We start from the raw sequence: 16,678 nt of genomic DNA, 5'->3' as shown, positions 1-16,678 counted from the left end.
AGGGCGCACCTTCCACGGGCGGGGGGCGCGGACCGCACCCTCGACGAGGTGGGGGACTGGAGCGGCACCGCGGGTCGCGCGGTGGCGAGCCCAGCGGCATACGGAATCGTCTTCACGCTCCACGCACGTCAAGGTGCGGACCGGTTTACCGGCAGCCGACGCCGCTGGGGTAGCGTGCTTTGCGGACACCCCCGGCCCACCGGTCGGTTCTCGAGGAGGCGATGAGGCAGTGACGAACGCAGCGGACGCGAAACTCAAGGTCGGGGACAAGGAGGTCACGTTCCCGGTGGTCGACGGCGTCGAGGGCAGCGATGGCATCGGGGTGGGCTCGCTCCTCAAGGAGACCGGCCTGGTGACCTACGACGTGGGGTTCGTCAACACCGCCTCGTGCAAGAGCGCCATCACCTTCATCGACGGTGACAGCGGCATCCTGCGCTACCGCGGCTACCCGATCGAGGAGCTCGCCGAGCGCTCCAGCTTCGTCGAGGTCTGCTACCTGCTCATCTACGGCAAGCTGCCGACGGGCGAGGAGCTGGCGACGTTCGAGGCGCTGATCAGCAGGCACACGATGCTCCACGAGGACCTGCGCGCCTTCTTCAACGGCTTCCCGCGCGACGCGCACCCGATGCCGGTGCTCTCCTCGGCTGTCTCTGCCCTCGGTACCTTCTACCAGGACAGCCTCGACCCCTTCGACGAGGAGCAGGTCGAGATCAGCACCATCCGCCTCCTCGCGAAGCTGCCGACGATCGCCGCCTACGCCTACAAGAAGTCGGTCGGGCAGGCGTTCATCTACCCGGACAACTCGCTCGACTTCGTCCAGAACTTCCTGCGCATGACGTTCGGCGTCCCGGCCGAGCCCTACGAGGTCGACCCCACCGTCGCCAAGGCGCTCGACCTGCTCTTCGTGCTCCACGCCGACCATGAGCAGAACTGCTCGACCTCCACGGTCCGCCTCGTCGGCTCCGCCCACGCGAACCTGTTCAACTCCGTCTCCGCGGGCATCCATGCGCTGTCGGGCCCGCTGCACGGTGGCGCGAACCAGGCGGTGCTCGAGATGCTCGGCGACCTGCACGGCTCGGGCGAGGACCCGAAGTCGTTCATGAACCGGGTGAAGAACAAGGAGGACGGCATCCGCCTCATGGGCTTCGGCCACCGGGTCTACAAGAACTACGACCCGCGCGCTGCCATCATCAAGAAGGCGGCCGATGAGATCCTCGCGAAGCTCGGCAAGAACGACCCGCTGCTCGACATCGCCAAGCAGCTCGAGGAGATCGCCCTCGCCGACGACTACTTCGTCGAGCGTCGCCTCTACCCGAACGTCGACTTCTACACGGGGCTCATCTACAAGGCGATGGGCTTCCCGTCGAAGATGTTCACCGTGCTCTTCGCGATCGGGCGCCTGCCCGGCTGGATCGCCCAGTGGCGCGAGCTGATGAACGACCCGGAGACGAAGATCGGTCGTCCCCGCCAGATCTACACCGGCGAGGCGGAGCGCCACTACCGGGGCTGAGGACTCGGCTGCGCCTTCACGCGCGTCTCCGTGTATCCGCGTCTCCGGGTGAGGCGTGGGGCAGAGTGGGCGCATGGCCTCGTACTCAGTCAACTCCGCTGCCGTCAAGCAGGTCCGCAGTCTCATCGACAAGCGCCGCTACGTCCTCGACTCCGAATGGGGCGAGGTGCAGCCCGACGCCGCGGCGCAGAACGCCTACCTCGAGCGGCACTCGTGGCAGGAGTATGCCGCCTGGCACCTGGGGCTGACCGAAGGGGCGAACGACGAGACCAAGGCGAGATACGCGTTCGTCTGCGGAGACTTCAGCCGGGTACACCGCTCCGGGCTCATCGCGTGCGTCTACCGGGCGGCCGAGTGGCGGCACAAGGCGGTCGAGCGGGCGGCCTACGACCTGTTGCAGGCACTCGACACGAAGGCCGGGATCACCCCAGGGTGATCGTCACCGTGGGCGATGCGGCGCCATCGGTCCACGCTCCGTCGCGGTCTGCCCGGTCCCACGTCCGGTCCCCGACAGCCACAGCCGTCACCCCGAACTGCGCGGAGCGGGCGACGGCCCAGTGGCCCACGGCCCAGGCCAGCCGTTGGTCGGGCGCAGTGACGGTCAGCACTCCGTCTGAGGCCTGCGCCTGCGTGATGCCCATCTCCGTTGCGAGCGCGTCCGCCACGGTGGCCGGCTTCGCGTGGGAGGTCGCCTCCTCGAGGCTGCAGGTGAGTCCGGCGGGTGAGTGGCCGGTCAGCGCCGAGGCGAGGACGCGGCCCTGGCCCTCGTGGTCCCGGTAGGCCTCGGGGTACCCGCTCCGCTGGACCTTCTGGGCGATCTCGGTGATGTCGGCGTTCTCGTAGCCCTTCACCTTGACGAGCGCGTCATAGAACTTGGTGGTCGAGTAGACCGGGTCCATGACCTGCTTCTCGGTGCCCCAGCCCTGGCTCGGTCGCTGCTGGAAGAGCCCGAGCGAGTCGCGGTCGCCATACGTGATGTTGCGGATCTTCGACTCCTGGTAGGCGGTGGTCAGCGCGACGGTCGCAGCCCGCGGGGGCAGGCCGCGCTTGACCGACAGCGCGGTGATGAGGGCGGCGTTACCGGTCTGCTCGGGGTCGAAGCTCTCCGTCATGCCGGCCGCCGTGATGGTGCACCGTGGCGCCCGCATGCCCTCGAGGAGGAACTGCGAGGCGAACCAGCCGCCCCCCACCACCACCGCGATGACCAGGAGCAGCGCGATGCGCCCGCGGTGCCGGCGGCGCGGCGGGCGGCTGGTCACGTCGGTCTCGTCGAGGACGAGCCCGAGGCGCTCGTGCGGCATGTGTCCCTCAGTGGTCGGCGGCTGTCAGTCGTTGGCGTGGAGCGCCTCGTTCAAGGAGATCCCCGTGCCCTTTCGGTCCCGGGCCTCGACGGCACCGGTCTCGCTGTTGCGGATGAACAGGATGCTGCTCGCCCCGGACAGGTCGCGGGCCTTGACGACGCTGCCATCAGGCGTGGTCACCTTCGTCCCGGCCGTGACGTAGAGCCCCGCCTCGACGACGCAGTCGTCACCGAGTGAGATCCCGACGCCACCGTTGGCTCCGATGAGGCAACGGTCGCCGATCGTGATCCGTTCCGTGCCGCCGCCGGAGAGCGTCCCCATGATCGACGCGCCGCCGCCGATGTCGGAGCCGTCACCGATGACGACGCCCTGGACGACGCGCCCCTCGACCATCGAGGCACCGAGCGTGCCGGCGTTGAAGTTGCAGAACCCCTCATGCATGACGGTCGTACCGGCCGAGAGGTGGGCGCCCAGCCGGACGCGGTCTGCGTCCGCGATGCGGACGCCTGGGGGGACGACGTAGTCAGTCATCCTCGGGAACTTGTCGATGCCGAGGACCTGGACCGGGCCGGATGCGCGCAGCCGCAGCCGGGTCTGCTCGAAGTCCTCGACGGCGCATGGCCCGTGGTTGGTCCACACGACGTTGGCGAGGGCTCCGAAGATGCCGTCCAGGTTGATCGTGTTGGGCTTGGCCAGACGGTGGGACAGCAGGTGCAGCCGGAGGTAGGCGTCAGGGGCATCGACGGGCGGGGAGTCGAGATCGATCTCGACCACCCGGACCTCCGTGCGGACGCCGCGCCGCTCGTCGGGCCCGGCGAGGGCGTCGAGGCCCTCGGGCGCGCCCGCGTCCTCGGGGCGCATCCCGAGCGCGGGCGACGGGAACCACGTGTCGAGGACCTGGCCCCCATCGGTGATCGTGGCCAGTCCGTATCCCCAGGCGCTGCGCTCAGACATGGGCCCAAGGGTATGGGGGCGGCGCCTCAGGCGTGAAAGTGGCCTGGCGCGCCACGTGGGTAGCCTTCCCGTATGCCGCTCCGCTCAGTTCCCGGGACCACCACCGTTCTCGACGTGTCGAGTGACGTCACCTCGCTCACCGCGGCGATCTGCGACATCGAGTCGGTGAGCCGGAACGAGGCCGCCCTCGCGGACGCCGTCGAGTCCACCCTCCGGGCCCTCGGTCACCTCGAGGTGGTCCGCGACGGTGACACGGTGATCGCCCGGACGAGCCTCGGCCGCGCCGAGCGCGTCGTCCTCGCCGGCCACCTCGACACCGTCCCGCTGACCAGCCCCCCCAACCTGCCCACGCGGCTCGTCGGTGACCAGCTCTGGGGCCGCGGCACGGTGGACATGAAGGGAGGCCTGGCGGTCATGCTCAAGGTCGCCGCGCAGGTCACCGAGCCGGCGCGTGACCTGACCTTCCTCTTCTACGAGTGCGAGGAGATCGAGGCCGAGCTCAACGGCCTGGCCCGGGTCGGGGCGAACCGCCCGGACCTGCTGGCCGGTGACTTCGCCGTGCTCCTCGAGCCGACCGACGGCGGCATCGAGGGCGGCTGCAAGGGGACGATGCGGGTCGACGTCGTGACCACGGGCGTCGCGGCCCACTCCGCCCGTCCGTGGAGCGGCCACAACGCGATCCATGACGCGGCCCAGGTCCTGGCCCGGCTCTCGGCCTACGAGGCGGAGACGATCGAGGTCGACGGCCTCGAGTACCACGAGGCGCTCCAGGCCGTCGGGATCAGTGGCGGTATCGCGGGCAACGTGATCCCCGACCGGTGCACGGTCACGGTCAACTACCGCTTCGCCCCGGACAAGGACACGTCGGCGGCCTTCGACCACGTCCGACGGGTCTTCGAGGGCTTCGACTGCACCCTCGGCGACGCCGCGGACGGGGCCCGTCCGGGCCTGCACCTGCCCGCAGCGCAGGACTTCATCGCGGCCCTCGCCCTGCCGGTGAGCCCGAAGGAGGGCTGGACCGATGTCGCGCGATTCTCGGCGCTCGGCATCCCGGCCGTCAACTTCGGGCCGGGCAACCCGAACCTCGCCCACATGGACGACGAGCGGTGTCCGGTGGCGCAGTACGAGGAGGCGGAGCGCGCGCTGCTCCGCTGGCTGGCGCCGTCCCCCACGATCGAGTGAACAGCCCTTGCGCCGCCCGCCCGATCGAGTGAACGAAACCTGGGCGCAAGAGCTGTTCACTCGACAAGGCCGGGGTGGGCTGGGAGGCAGCTCAGCGGCATACGGCCAAGGGAGGCTTAGGGTGGTCCCCGTGAGCGAGCACGACACCGGTGGGCAGGGCGACGTCGCGAGCGACCCCGAGGTCCGGCCGGACGAGAAGCCCGCGTCTCGCGTGCCCGACATGGTGCGGCGCTCGGGTCCGGTCGTCCTGCGCCGGGGCAGCGTGCCGGGCACGACGACGGACCAACGTCTGCTCGACCGCCGCCAGCCGACCGACTGGCTCCACACCGACCCCTGGCGGGTGATGCGCATCCAGTCGGAGTTCGTCGAGGGCTTCGGCGCACTCGCGAAGCTGGGACCGGCGGTCAGCGTGTTCGGCTCCGCGCGGTCCCGAGTCGGTGACGAGGCCTACACCATGGGCGTCGAGGTCGGTCGCCTCCTCGCCGAGGCCGGATACGCCGTCATCACCGGCGGGGGACCGGGCACGATGGAGGCGGCCAACAAGGGCGCCTACCTCGGCGGCACCACGTCGGTGGGACTCGGCATCGAGCTGCCCTTCGAGACCGGGCTCAACGAGTACGTCGACCTGGGCATCAACTTCCGGTACTTCTTCGCGCGCAAGACGATGTTCCTCAAGTACTCGCACGGCTTCATCGTCCTGCCGGGTGGATTCGGCACTCTGGACGAGCTCTTCGAGGCGGTGACGCTGGCCCAGACGCAAAAGGTGACGCAGTTCCCCGTCGTCCTCATGGGCGCCGCGTACTGGAAGGGCCTGCTCGACTGGCTGCGCAGCTCCGTCCTCGAGGCACGCATGATCGGCCAGGACGACATCGACCGGCTCGTGGTCACCGACCTCCCGGAGGAGGCGGTCGCCGCCATCCAGGCCCACGAGGATCTCGACGACACGATTCGAGCGGAGCGGCCCGAGTGAAGTGGTTCATCCTGCTCGTCGGCATCGTCGTCCTCTGCTTCGTCGTCGCGCTGATGCTGGGCCTCGGTGGTGGCATGGGCCGGCCGACCGCGTCGCTGAGCCACGAGCCCCTCTCCGAGGACAACCTGCACGACGAGGACCTGGCGGAGCTGAGGTTCGACGTGACCGCCCGGGGCTATCGGATGAGCCAGGTCGACGGTGTCGTGGACCGGCTGCGCCGGGAGCTGCGCGAGAAGGACGAGCAGATCGCCTTCCTCCGGTCCGGGCCGGTTGGGACACCGGATGCGCCAGCCGCCGAGGGGGCCGCTGCCCGGGAGGCTGCTACGGGGGAGCCTGCCGTGGAGGAGGCCGCTGTGGCGGGGCCCGCCGTTGAGGAGGCCGCCGTCGAGGAGGCCGCCGTGGCGGAGCCCGCCGGGACCGACACCCACGTGAGCGACGGGGAGCACGAGCACGCCCAGCCGCACGACTCGCCCAAGGCATGACGATCACGAACCCCGCGCAACGCCTGGCCGTCATGGACGCGGGGCGTCCACTTCGGGGGTTCATCCTCACGGCCCTGGTGCTCTACGGGGCGTGCCGTCTGGTCACCACGGCGATCCTGCTCGTGGTCATGCAGCGGCAGGCCCCCACCGGCATGACGGGCGGAGAGGACGTCCCCGTCACGTACTTCCCGTTCACCGCGCTGTGGGACGGGCAGTGGTACCAGACCATCGCCATCGACGGCTATCCGGACCAGATCCCCCGCGGCGACGACGGTGGCGCCCAGCAGAACGCGTGGGCGTTCTACCCGCTCTTCCCGTTCGCTGCACGCGGGCTCATGGCGGTCACCGGTCTCGGCTTTCCCGCCGCCGGCTCGACCGTCGCACTGCTCTGCGGCTTCGGTGCCGCTGCGCTCATGGCCCTCCTCCTGCGCGAGCGCATCGGCGACGCGGCGGCCCTGGTCGTCGTCGTGCTGTGGGCCTCCTTCCCCGCCTCGGTGACGTTGCAGCTCGCCTACACCGAGTCGCTGGCGATGCTCCTCCTCGTGGCGTACCTCCTGGCCCTCGCCCGGGAGCGGTGGCTGGTCGCGGCCGGCGTCGCGGTGCTCGTCGGGTTGACGCGTCCGATCGCCGTGCCACTCGGGGTCGTCACGCTGGTGGCGCTGTGGAGCAGGTGGCGCGCGCGCGCGGACCGGCCCATCCAGACACGGGAGTATGCCGCTGGGCTCGCCTCCCTCGTCGCCTGCGGTGTCGCGGGGTTCCTCTGGCCCGCCATCGCGTGGGGGGCCACGGGCGAGCGGTCGGCCTACACCGACACGATGGGTGCATGGCGCGGCTCCGGCGTCGTCGAGCCGTTCGCCCCCTGGCTCGGGATGTCGAGGTACGTCTTCGGCGAGACGTGGGGCCCGGTCTGGCTGGTCGTGATCCCCCTCGTCATCCTCGCGATGGTGCTCGGGCCCTGGGCGAGGGGACTCGGGATGCAGCTGCGGACGTGGTCGGTGGCCTACCCGGCTTACCTCGCCGCGGTGCTCGACCCCTTCACGAGCATCTTCCGCTACCTCATCCCGCTGTTCCCGCTCCTGGCCGTCATGGTCGGTGCGGGCTGGGAGGACCGCCGCGGCGTCACGTGGCCGAGGCTGCTCGTCCGGGCCGTGCCGCTGCTCGTGCTGTTCATCCTCGGGCAGTACTACTGGACGGACATCCTGTGGCGCTACATCTACTCACCGACCGGCGACTACCCGCCCTGACGCGCCGCGGCCCAACCCCATGCCTCGACGGTGCAGTGGACGCCCGAGCTTCCAATCGATGGTGCGTAGACGCCGGTCCGGGGCGGCGCGGACTGCACACTCGACGAAGCCTTGCTCAAAGCGGGGACTCACCCTTCTCGCCGAGAGTGTCCTTCGTGCCGGTGCTGCGGTGGGCGAGGACTGCACACTCGTCGAGCAGGGAGATCGATGGGCGGCTGGGACCGCGCCTTCGCGCGGGAGCGAGCCCAGCGGCATACGGCCAAGGAGCCAGCCGGCCAGGGGAGCGCGCTCAGCGACCCGAGAAGGTGGGCTTCTCCTTGGCGAGGAAGGCGTCGACCGCGACCTGGTGGTCCGCGCTGCGTCCGGTGAGCGCCATCAGCTCCGCCTCGTGGGCCAGCGCGTTCTGGAGGTCGGTGCCGGCGCTGAAGGCGACGGCGCGGCGGATCGAACCGTAGGCGAGCGTCGGACCGGCGGCCAGGGACGCCGCGAGCTCGGATACGACGCCCTCGAGCTCGCCCGCAGCGACCACCGTGGACACCAGGCCCAGCGCGAGCGCCTCGTCGACGGGGATGGTCCGGGGGAACATGAGCAGGTCCTTGGCGAGAGCCGGACCCACGAGCCGTGGGAGCGACCAGGAGGCCCCCGAGTCACACGAGAGGGCGATGCCGGCGAACGCGGTGTTGAGCCCTGCCCCCTCGACGATGACCCGGACATCGCAGGCGAGGGCGAAGCTGAGGCCGGCGCCGGCAGCGACACCGTTGAGCGCGGCGACAACGGGCTTGTTCATGGTGGCGAGGAGCATGACGATCTGGTTGTAGTGCTCCGTCACGGTCGTCGCCAGCGAGGTCTCGCCCGAGGCCAGGTCGGCCACGTGCTCCTTGAGGTCCTGGCCCACGCAGAAGGCGCGTCCGTTGCCGGTCAGGACCACGCAGCGGACCGCGGGGTCGTCCGCTGCCGAGCGCAGCGCGTCGAGCAGGGCGACCTTGAGTGCGCGGTCGAGCGCGTTCATGGCGTCGGGCCGGTTGAGCCGAAGCCAGGCGACTCCGTCGGTCACGGTGACGTCGATGGGGCTCGCGGGGGGCTGGGTGGCGGGATTCGGCTCAGTCATGGCGCCCACTCTGGCCCAATCAGCCTGTGCGGGAAAGTACTGGGCCCCCGAGGTGCTCGCCGTCACATCCCGGATTAGGTCCGGCTGACGGGAACCGGAATAATGGCTCCAGACACCCGATTTCCAGTGGAAGGGGCACCATGGCAGCAATGAAGCCGAGGACCGGCGACGGACCGCTCGAGGTCGTCAAGGAGGGTCGTGGCATCGTGCTGCGCATGCCCCTCGAGGGCGGCGGGCGCCTCGTCGTCGAGATGACGCCCGATGAGGCTGCAGCCCTTCGCGACGCCATCCAGGGGTGCGACGGCGTCAACTGAACATGCTTGTCCAGCACGCGGCTCCCGGCGACGTCGGGAGCCGTTGCCGTATGTCTGCGGCTCATGTGGTGTCTCGGGCCCTCGAGCGCCTCAGCGCTTCACGGCTTCAGCGCTTCACCGCGACCAGGAGACCGTCGCCGACCGGCAGGAGCGACACCGTGAAGCCGTCGTGGTCGCGAATCATCTTGCCGACCTCGCGCAGGGTCCGGGTCTCGGGGTCCCTGGCCGTGGGATCCGACTCCTGGTCGGTCCACGTGAGCACCAGGGTTCCTCCCTCCCGGAGCAGCCGGGACGCCTGCTCGACGTACTGGGGGTACTCGCCCTTGTCGGCGTCCACCAGCACGAGGTCGTAGGCCCCGTCGGTCATCCGTGGCAGGACGTCGAGCGCGCGGCCGGCGATCACGCGCGTGCGCTGGTGGGCGATGCCGGCGGCGGCGAAGGCCTCTCGGGCGGCGTGCTGGTGCTCGGCCTCGAGGTCGATCGTCGTGAGGATCCCGTCCGGTGGCATCCCGCCGAGGACCCAGAGGCCGGAGACGCCAGCCCCCGTCCCGACCTCCATGACGGCCCTCGCGCCGGTCGCGGCGGCAAGGGCGCGCAAGAACGCGCCGGTGCCGTTGCCGACCGCCTCGACACCGAGCTCCTCCGCACGCCGGTGCGCCGCCTCGATGTGGTCGCTCGGTGTGACGAACTCCTCTGCGTGCGACCAGGCGGCAACCTTGTGCTGGCTCATGGTCGTCACCCTAACGTGGGGCCGCGCCCGAGGCCCGGACCGAGACGCCTGGGCAGGCACAGGTCATTCACAGGGTCCTGACAGGCGGGACCGACGGCAACCGGGAACGATCAAGGGACGAAGCGGGAACGAAAGCGACCGGCGCTGCGTTGTGCTGGTCAGTTGTCTGAGAGGTGTGGAGATCGCGTGAGTGCGACTGTCTTGGCCGAGGGCACCGGCAGGTCCGGTGACCCGCAGCTCGATGCTGCCTCGGGGGCGGTGCACGACGCAGCCTGGACGCCCCCGACGTGGGAGGAGGTCGTCGAGCAGCACTCGGCTCGTGTCTACCGGCTGGCCTACCGCCTGACCGGCAACCCCTACGATGCGGAGGACCTGACCCACGACGTCTTCGTGCGGGTGTTCCGATCGCTCCACTCGTACCAGCCGGGCACGTTCGAGGGCTGGCTCCACCGCATCACGACGAACGTCTTCCTCGACAAGATGCGACGCAAGCAGCGGATCCGCTTCGACGCCCTGCCAGAGGACGCGGCCGGTCGCCTGCCGAGCGGCGAGAAGGGCCCGGAGCAGACGTACCACGATGCCCGGTTCGACGACGACGTACAGCGTGCGCTGGATGCGCTCGCGCCGGAGTTCCGCGCCGCCGTCGTCCTGTGCGACATCGAGGGCCTGTCCTACGAAGAGATCAGCGCGACTCTCGGGGTCAAGCTCGGCACCGTGCGCTCGCGGATCCACCGGGGCCGTGCCCAGCTCCGCGAGGCGCTCGCCCACCGGGCGCCGGAGACGACGAAGAAGCCCGAGACGCGCGGCGCGCGACCGAGCCTCAGGCTGCCCGGTCGGCGCGTCCCAGCAGGGGCCCGGTGAGCCTGACGTGAGCCCAGAGCAGGTCGGACGACGGTCCATGGAGGTGAGCGCCCGGTGACACCCCACCTGCGCGGCCACGTCCGGGCCTATGTCGACCGGGCCCTGCCGCCGGCCATCCTCCACCTCTACGACCGGCACCTCGTCGCCTGCATGGTGTGTCGGTACGCCGCCGACCAGGAGCGCCGGATCGTCTCCGCCCTTCGGGCCGATGGCCGCGACCTGCCCGGTTCGCTCCGGTCCTCGCTCATGAGTCTGGCCTCGGCTCCGGCGGTTGCCACTCCGGGGCCCACCCAGCAGCCGCCGCCCGGCCCTCGCATCCCGCTCGGGCCGCTCGCCTGGGGAGGCCGTGGCATCGTGCCCGCCGGTGTCCACGAGCCCCTCTCGACCGTCCCACCGACGGCCCCCGCCCTGCACCGGTCCCCGATGCGCGCGGCCGTGATCGCCTCGCTCGCCGCGGGAGCCTCCGTGGCAGCCGCCTGGGGGCTGGCCGTCTCCCCGCTGCCCGGAAGCACCGGACCCCGCACGCCGTCGGTGCGGGTCCCTGCCGGCGTCGCGAGCCTCGGCCCGGCGCTCAACTACCGGCCGGGGCTGCCGTCGCTTCCTACCGCGAGTAGGTCCGCAGATGCGACCGAGCGGGTGGGCCAAGGTGTCCCGACGACGCCACCGTCGTCGTTCTGGGTCGTGTCGACGCGCTCGGACGCCGCAGCGCCGAAGGCCCCGGTTCGTATCTTCCTCGTCTCTTCGGAACAATAGGTCCATGAGCGACGACCCCACCGAGCCGCGATCCCAGGATCCGAATGAGGGCCGCGGCGCGGAAGTCGGCCAGACTGGAGCCATCGGGGTCACTCCGACCCAGCCCATCCCGCGCCGCGAGGACCAGCCCGGGGACGACGACTGGTTCTCGCAGTTCCGTGGCGAGCACCCGACCGAGGGCCCCGGTGTCCCCAGCCGCGCCGACGCCCCCTGGGGGTCGGACCGCGCGGACGACCTGGCCGAGGAGGCTCACCGTGCCAGGCACGCTCCGGTCGTGCCTGCAGGTCCCGCCGCTCCGCCCGCGCCAGCAGCTACCTCCGCCCCCAGCGCAGCCGGCGCGTCCGGTGATGCGGCCCCCTCCGGCACCGCGAACCCCTCCGGTCTCTCCGGCCCAGCGGGCGCAGCCAATGGGCCGGACCTGGAGTATCCGGTCGGTCTGCCCTACGGCTATCCCGGAAGCCCTTCGCCCGGCGACGCCAACGCTCCGGGCGGTGCTGGTCACGTCGGACCTGTGGGTCCGGCCCTTCCGCCGCCCATCCCAACCCGCAAGCGGCGCGGTGGCCTGCTGGCCGCGGGCGTGGTGGCGCTCTGCCTGGCCTCGGCAGCGGTCGGTGGCGTGGCCGGCCAGCTGCTCGAGGACCGTGTGGTCCTCCAGGGAAGCACGCTGCCCGAGCCGGGCCCAGGCGCCACTGAGCGGCCGGCCGGGTCGATCGCCAACATCGCCGCCCGCGTCGTGCCCAGCGTGGTCACCATCAAGGTCGACGCCGGTGCCGAGGGCGCAGGGACGGGATCCGGCTTCGTCATCGACAGCCGGGGGCACATCCTGACCAACAACCACGTCGTCGCGGCCGGAGCCAACGGGGTCATCCAGATCGTCCTCAGCAACGGTGAGACCGAGGACGCCACGATCGTCGGACGCGACGGCAGCTACGACCTCGCCGTGCTCAAGATCGAGCGCACCGACCTCACCCCGCTCCAGCTCGGTCCGTCCGAGAAGGTGGTCGTGGGCGACCCCGTCATCGCGGTCGGGGCACCGCTCGGCCTGGAGCAGACGGTCACGTCTGGCATCGTCAGCGCGCTCAACCGGCCCGTCGCGCCGGGAGCCGGGTCCGAGGACACCTTCATCAACGCCATCCAGACGGACGCCGCCATCAATCCGGGCAACTCTGGCGGTCCGCTGCTCGACCTCTCCGGCAAGGTGATCGGGGTCAACTCGGCGATCGCCCGGGTGCCGGGCTCGGGGTCCGCGTCTACGGGCAACATCGGTCTCGGGTTCGCCATCCCGAGCGACCAGGCGCGTCGGACCGCCGACCAGCTCATCGCGACCGGCAAGGCGACCCACCCGGTCATTGGCGTCTTCCTGGACCGCACGTCCTCCGGCGAAGGGGCTCAGGTCCAGGACTCAGGCACCGCCGTCACACCGGATGGGCCGGCGGACAAGGCAGGCGTGCAGCCGGGGGACGTCATCGTCGGCTTCGAGGGCAAGCAGATCCGGACGGCGGACCAGCTGATCGTCTCCATCCGCGCCCGCGCCGTGGGTGAGACGGTGACGCTCACCATCGAGCGCGACGGTCAGCAGCGCCAGCTGCAGATGACCCTCGAGGCGGAACCGGACGACTGAGCGCCGCAGGGCGTACGTATGATGGCGCCGGATGCAAGCCGGCGCCACGGCCGCGGAGGATGAGGGACAGTGTTGGACATCAACGGGTGGGAGTTCCTCCTGCTTGGTGTGCTCGCCATCCTCGTGCTCGGTCCGGAGCGGCTTCCCGAGTACGCCGGGAAGCTCGGGCGCTTCGTGCGCCAGGCCCGCGCCATGGCCGACCGGGCCAAGCAGCAGCTCAAGGACGAGATGGGCCCGGAGTTCTCCGACGTGGACTGGCGCACCTACGACCCGCGTCAGTACGACCCTCGCAAGATCGTGCGGGACGCCCTGAACGCATCGCCCGAGCAGGACAGCCCGCCTCCGGTCAAGCCCACGAGCGCGCCCAAGGTGCACGATCCGTCCATCGCGACGCCCTGGGACAGCGAGGCCACCTGACCCCGGCCCGCTGCCGCTGCGCTCGCTCCCGCGTCCGCAGGCTCCCGGCCCTCCGGCCACCTCCGTGTTCGCGGGAGCGGGTCGAGCGCGCGGCCCCCTGCGTGAAGCCCCAGGGGTGGGTCGTGTCAGCGGCCGGCGGGCGTGAGTCCGAGAGATCGGCCGGCGAGGCCCCTGGCCCGCGTGGCCAAGCCCCGGGCGATGCCACGCAGGGCCACGCCGGCGGCAGAGTCGGGTGCCCCGAGCACGACCGGGTTCCCGGTGTCGCCGCCCTCGCGGAGCGTGGTGTCCAGCGGGATCTGGCCCAGCAGGGGCACCGTGGCCCCGATGCTGCGGCTGAGCGACTCGGCGACGGCCTGACCTCCACCCGAGCCAAAGATCTCCTGTCGCGTGCCGTCCGGCAGCTCGAGCCAGGACATGTTCTCGATGACGCCGGCGATCCGCTGGTGGGTCTGCAGGGCGATGGCTCCGGCACGCTCAGCCACCTCGGCCGCGGCCTGCTGGGGAGTCGTGACGACGAGGATCTCGGCAGCCGGAATCAGCTGGGCGACGGAGATGGCGATGTCGCCGGTGCCGGGCGGCAGGTCGAGGAGGAGGACGTCGAGGTCGCCCCAGAAGACGTCTCCGAGGAACTGCTGCAGGGCCCGATGCAGCATGGGCCCGCGCCAGACGACCGGCTGGTTGCCGGGGACGAACATGCCGATCGAGATGACCTTCACGTCATACGCGATGGGCGGCAGGATCATGTCGTCGACCTGGGTCGGTCGCTGCTCGACGCCGAGCATGCGCGGCACCGAGAAGCCGTACACGTCGGCGTCCACCACCCCGACGCGCAGCCCCTGCTCGGCCATCGCTGCGGCCAGGTTGACCGTGACCGAGGACTTGCCCACGCCGCCCTTGCCGGAGGCCACGGCGTAGACGCGCGTGAGGGAGCTGGGCCTGGCGAAGGGGATCTCCTTCTCCGGCGCCCCGCCGCGCAGCTGCTGGCGCAGGGCGGCCCGTTGCTCGTCGCTCATGACGTCGAGGGTGACGTTGACCGATGTGACTCCGGGGAGGGCTTGGAGGGCTGCCGTCGTGTCGCGTGTCAGCGTCTCCTTCATGGGGCAGCCCGAGACGGTCAGGTAGATGGCCAGCTCTGCGTGCCCTGCTTCGTCCACCTCGACCGACTTGACCATGCCGAGCTCGGTGATCGGCTTGCGGATCTCTGGGTCGTTGACTTTCGACAGTGCCGTGAGCAGGGTGTCGCGGCTGGGCAGGGCGGGGACAGACATGCCACACATCGTATGCCGCTGGGCCGGCTCGCCCGACCGCGGTGCTGTGTTGCGGGTCAGTCGGTCTGTTGCCTGGGTGAGGTCCGCGTCTGCTCGACCGGGCGGATGATCGCCCGCTCCTCGAGCTCGCCAAGCAGGTCGCGCAGCTCCGACCTGACGAAGTCCCTCGTGGCCTGCTCGCGGATGGCCAGCCGCAGGGAAGCGACCTCGCGCGTCAGGAACTCGGTGTCCGCGAGGTTGCGCTCATCGCGGGAGCGGTCCTGCTCCAGGGCGACGCGGTCCCGGTCGGCCTGGCGGTTCTGGGCAAGGAGGATCAGGGGTGCAGCGTAGGAGGCCTGCAGGCTCAGCATGAGCGTCAGGAAGATGAAGGGGAACTCGTCGAAGATCAACGACTCCGGGGCGAGCGTGTTCCAGGCGATCCACACGGCGACGAACACCGTCATGCCGATGAGGAACAGGGGTGTTCCCATGAACCGCGCGAACTTCTCGGACAGGACGCCGAACGCCTCCTCCGACAGGGTCACCCGGGACAGCAGCCTGGCGCGCTGCTCTCGCGGTTGGTCGAGTCGGTCCCCCGACGGGATGGCGCGCGACAGACGGCGGTTCGGCTGGTCGGTCACGGGTTGACCTCCAGCTCGTGCCGCTCCTCACGCCAGTCCTCGGGAAGGATGTGGTCGAGCACGTCGTCCACGGTGACGGCGCCGAGGAGCCGCCCGTCCTCGTCGACGACGGGCATGGAGACGAGGTTGTAGGTCGCCAGTGTCCTCGTGACCATCTCGAGCGACGCGTGCGCCGGCAACGGGTCCGTCTCCTTGTCGATGATCGAGCCCACTGGGGCGTGCGGCGGGTCGCGGAGCAGGCGCTGGATGTGGACGAGGCCGAGATAGCGACCGGTCGGGACCTCCAGGGGTGGCCGGCAGACGTAGACCATCGTCGCCAGGGCGGGTGCGAGCTCCTCCCGGCGGACCGTGGCCAATGCCTCGGCGATGGTCGCCTCGGGGGCGAGGATCACCGGCTCGGTCGTCATCAGGCCGCCCGCGGTGTTCTCGTCGTAGCTGAGGAGGCGTCGCAAGGGGGCGGCCTCGTCAGGCTCCATGAGCTGGAGCAGCTGCTCGGCCTGCTCGGGCGGGAGGTCGGCGAGAAGGTCGGCGGCATCGTCCGGCTCCATGGCCTCGAGAACGTCGGCGGCCCGTGCGGTGGCGAGGCCGGCGATGATCTCGACCTGGTCGTCCTCGGGCAGCTCCTCGAGGATGTCGGCGAGCCGCTCGTCGTCCAGGGCTGCCGCAACCTCTGCGCGCCGCTTCGGGTTGAGGTCGTGGATGACCTCGGCGAGGTCGGCGACCTTGAGGTCCTCGTAGGTCTCGAGGAGCCGCTCGGCGCTCTGGGCGGGCGCCTCCTCGTGGAGGCCGAGGACGTCGCGGATGTCGACGAGCATCGTCTTGCCGGAGCGCCGCCGCGTCAGGCGTGACATGGCCCGGGAGGCCGACGACACCCCTGTCACCTGGCGCACGAAGACCTTGACCGCGTACCAGTCGCGACGGGCCGACTGCTCGATCGCGATGTCCTCGACGATGGCCCGTGCGAACCCTGCCTCCTCCGCCTCGGGCGTGGTCACCGTGACCGTGCGGTCGAACAGCTCCGCGGCGACGAGCGTCTCGTTGGTGCGCTGCTCGAAGCGCCGCATGTTGACCAGTCCGGTGGTGATGACCGCCCCGGCATCAATGGCCGTGACGCGGGTCATCGGCACGAAGACGCGGCGCCTGCCCGGCACCTCGACGACGAGTCCGATCACCCGTGGCTCGGGACGGGTCCGCGTGAACATCACCACGACGTCCCGGACGCGACCCACCTGGTCGCCGAGCGGGTCGAAGACGCTCAGGCCGGTCAGTCGTGCGACGAAGACCCGGGTGCTGGCGCTCATGGCCCAAGGCTATGCGGTAGGGGCGCGCGGAGTCCGCCGCCA

18 protein-coding genes are annotated in these 16,678 nt (G+C 70.7%); 11 read left to right on the top strand and 7 right to left on the bottom strand.

All coding sequences use genetic code 11. The features are described from left to right. Positions 1-229 precede the first annotated feature (229 nt). Entirely contained in the window at positions 230-1,510 is a 1,281-nt protein-coding gene (locus VJN29_RS04195) for a citrate synthase (protein ID WP_324142326.1), read from the top strand. 73 nt (positions 1,511-1,583) lie between these two features. Further along, entirely contained in the window at positions 1,584-1,946 is a 363-nt protein-coding gene (locus tag VJN29_RS04190; protein ID WP_324142325.1) for a hypothetical protein, read from the top strand. Here the strand turns inward: VJN29_RS04190 and VJN29_RS04185 are convergent. After that, on the bottom strand, positions 1,933-2,811 hold the full coding sequence (locus tag VJN29_RS04185; RefSeq protein WP_324142324.1) for a hypothetical protein: 879 nt from the start codon (positions 2,809-2,811) through the stop codon (positions 1,933-1,935). The two genes, VJN29_RS04190 and VJN29_RS04185, sit on opposite strands and share 14 nt — an antisense overlap. A gap of 24 nt (positions 2,812-2,835) precedes the next feature. Next, positions 2,836-3,765, bottom strand: a complete 930-nt coding sequence (gene dapD, locus VJN29_RS04180) for a 2,3,4,5-tetrahydropyridine-2,6-dicarboxylate N-succinyltransferase (RefSeq protein WP_324142323.1) — start codon at positions 3,763-3,765, stop codon at positions 2,836-2,838. A 72-nt stretch (positions 3,766-3,837) separates the two neighbouring features. On the opposite strand from dapD, the gene dapE reads away from it, so the two are divergent. From dapE to VJN29_RS04160, 4 genes are all read left to right on the top strand, one after another. Beyond that, complete coding sequence (gene dapE / locus VJN29_RS04175) at positions 3,838-4,947, top strand: succinyl-diaminopimelate desuccinylase (RefSeq protein ID WP_324142322.1); 1,110 nt, start codon at positions 3,838-3,840, stop codon at positions 4,945-4,947. Positions 4,948-5,167: 220 nt separating this feature from the next. Beyond that, a complete protein-coding gene (locus VJN29_RS04170; RefSeq protein WP_324142350.1) occupies positions 5,168-5,917 on the top strand; it encodes a TIGR00730 family Rossman fold protein in 750 nt (249 codons plus the stop codon). Further along, entirely contained in the window at positions 5,914-6,399 is a 486-nt protein-coding gene (locus tag VJN29_RS04165; RefSeq protein ID WP_324142321.1) for a DivIVA domain-containing protein, read from the top strand. Before VJN29_RS04170 ends, VJN29_RS04165 begins: the two co-directional genes overlap by 4 nt. After that, the gene (locus VJN29_RS04160) at positions 6,396-7,643 is read left to right on the top strand and encodes a hypothetical protein (RefSeq protein ID WP_324142320.1); all 1,248 of its coding nucleotides are present in this window, start codon (positions 6,396-6,398) and stop codon (positions 7,641-7,643) included. Before VJN29_RS04165 ends, VJN29_RS04160 begins: the two co-directional genes overlap by 4 nt. 289 nt (positions 7,644-7,932) lie before the next feature. On the opposite strand, the gene VJN29_RS04155 is transcribed toward VJN29_RS04160, so the two are convergent. After that, the gene (locus VJN29_RS04155; protein ID WP_324142319.1) at positions 7,933-8,751 is read right to left on the bottom strand and encodes an enoyl-CoA hydratase/isomerase family protein; all 819 of its coding nucleotides are present in this window, start codon (positions 8,749-8,751) and stop codon (positions 7,933-7,935) included. Positions 8,752-8,891: 140 nt separating this feature from the next. Between VJN29_RS04155 and VJN29_RS04150 the strand changes: the two genes are divergently transcribed. Continuing rightward, complete coding sequence (locus VJN29_RS04150; protein ID WP_013493416.1) at positions 8,892-9,065, top strand: DUF3117 domain-containing protein; 174 nt, start codon at positions 8,892-8,894, stop codon at positions 9,063-9,065. Positions 9,066-9,171: 106 nt separating this feature from the next. Here VJN29_RS04150 and VJN29_RS04145 read toward each other — a convergent pair whose 3' ends face one another. Then, positions 9,172-9,795 carry an O-methyltransferase gene (locus VJN29_RS04145; RefSeq protein WP_324142318.1) on the bottom strand — a complete coding sequence of 208 codons (624 nt, stop codon included), beginning with the start codon at positions 9,793-9,795 and terminating at the stop codon, positions 9,172-9,174. 258 nt (positions 9,796-10,053) lie between these two features. On the opposite strand from VJN29_RS04145, the gene sigE reads away from it, so the two are divergent. The 4 genes from sigE (at position 10,054) to VJN29_RS04125 (ending at position 13,447) form a co-directional block, all read left to right on the top strand. Continuing rightward, a complete protein-coding gene (gene sigE / locus VJN29_RS04140) occupies positions 10,054-10,656 on the top strand; it encodes an RNA polymerase sigma factor SigE (protein ID WP_324142349.1) in 603 nt (200 codons plus the stop codon). Between the two features lie 54 nt (positions 10,657-10,710). Then, positions 10,711-11,409 carry a hypothetical protein gene (locus tag VJN29_RS04135; protein WP_324142317.1) on the top strand — a complete coding sequence of 233 codons (699 nt, stop codon included), beginning with the start codon at positions 10,711-10,713 and terminating at the stop codon, positions 11,407-11,409. Between the two features lie 4 nt (positions 11,410-11,413). Then, positions 11,414-13,030 (top strand): S1C family serine protease, encoded by a 1,617-nt coding sequence (locus tag VJN29_RS04130; protein ID WP_324142316.1) that lies wholly within the window; start codon positions 11,414-11,416, stop codon positions 13,028-13,030. A 69-nt stretch (positions 13,031-13,099) separates the two neighbouring features. After that, positions 13,100-13,447 (top strand): twin-arginine translocase TatA/TatE family subunit, encoded by a 348-nt coding sequence (locus VJN29_RS04125; RefSeq protein ID WP_324142315.1) that lies wholly within the window; start codon positions 13,100-13,102, stop codon positions 13,445-13,447. 125 nt (positions 13,448-13,572) lie between these two features. Here VJN29_RS04125 and VJN29_RS04120 read toward each other — a convergent pair whose 3' ends face one another. The 3 genes from VJN29_RS04120 to VJN29_RS04110 are packed head-to-tail and all read right to left on the bottom strand — an operon-like array spanning position 13,573 to position 16,636. After that, complete coding sequence (locus VJN29_RS04120; protein ID WP_324142314.1) at positions 13,573-14,715, bottom strand: Mrp/NBP35 family ATP-binding protein; 1,143 nt, start codon at positions 14,713-14,715, stop codon at positions 13,573-13,575. A 56-nt stretch (positions 14,716-14,771) separates the two neighbouring features. After that, positions 14,772-15,335 carry a DUF1003 domain-containing protein gene (locus tag VJN29_RS04115; RefSeq protein ID WP_324142313.1) on the bottom strand — a complete coding sequence of 188 codons (564 nt, stop codon included), beginning with the start codon at positions 15,333-15,335 and terminating at the stop codon, positions 14,772-14,774. Beyond that, positions 15,332-16,636, bottom strand: coding sequence for a magnesium transporter MgtE N-terminal domain-containing protein (locus tag VJN29_RS04110; RefSeq protein WP_324142312.1), 1,305 nt, complete (start codon positions 16,634-16,636; stop codon positions 15,332-15,334). The genes VJN29_RS04115 and VJN29_RS04110 overlap by 4 nt, the downstream gene beginning before the upstream one ends. Positions 16,637-16,678 lie beyond the last annotated feature (42 nt).

This window comes from Intrasporangium sp. (assembly GCF_035280925.1).
Lineage (GTDB): Bacteria > Actinomycetota > Actinomycetes > Actinomycetales > Dermatophilaceae > Intrasporangium.
The sequence above is the reverse complement of the archived record's forward strand: the minus strand, read 5'-3'. Positions and strand labels throughout refer to the sequence as shown.

Bases quoted from the DNA above. Each gene is read 5' to 3' on its own strand.
- VJN29_RS04170 (WP_324142350.1), top strand. From the start codon at position 5,168: ATGGTGCGGCGCTCGGGTCCGGTCGTCCTGCGCCGGGGCAGCGTGCCG.
- VJN29_RS04130 (WP_324142316.1), top strand. From the start codon at position 11,414: ATGAGCGACGACCCCACCGAGCCGCGATCCCAGGATCCGAATGAGGGC.
- VJN29_RS04150 (WP_013493416.1), top strand. From the start codon at position 8,892: ATGGCAGCAATGAAGCCGAGGACCGGCGACGGACCGCTCGAGGTCGTC.
- VJN29_RS04145 (WP_324142318.1), bottom strand. From the start codon at position 9,795: ATGAGCCAGCACAAGGTTGCCGCCTGGTCGCACGCAGAGGAGTTCGTC.
- VJN29_RS04120 (WP_324142314.1), bottom strand. From the start codon at position 14,715: ATGTCTGTCCCCGCCCTGCCCAGCCGCGACACCCTGCTCACGGCACTG.
- VJN29_RS04160 (WP_324142320.1), top strand. From the start codon at position 6,396: ATGACGATCACGAACCCCGCGCAACGCCTGGCCGTCATGGACGCGGGG.
- VJN29_RS04190 (WP_324142325.1), top strand. From the start codon at position 1,584: ATGGCCTCGTACTCAGTCAACTCCGCTGCCGTCAAGCAGGTCCGCAGT.
- VJN29_RS04185 (WP_324142324.1), bottom strand. From the start codon at position 2,811: ATGCCGCACGAGCGCCTCGGGCTCGTCCTCGACGAGACCGACGTGACC.
- dapE (WP_324142322.1), top strand. From the start codon at position 3,838: ATGCCGCTCCGCTCAGTTCCCGGGACCACCACCGTTCTCGACGTGTCG.
- VJN29_RS04155 (WP_324142319.1), bottom strand. From the start codon at position 8,751: ATGACTGAGCCGAATCCCGCCACCCAGCCCCCCGCGAGCCCCATCGAC.
- dapD (WP_324142323.1), bottom strand. From the start codon at position 3,765: ATGTCTGAGCGCAGCGCCTGGGGATACGGACTGGCCACGATCACCGAT.
- VJN29_RS04110 (WP_324142312.1), bottom strand. From the start codon at position 16,636: ATGAGCGCCAGCACCCGGGTCTTCGTCGCACGACTGACCGGCCTGAGC.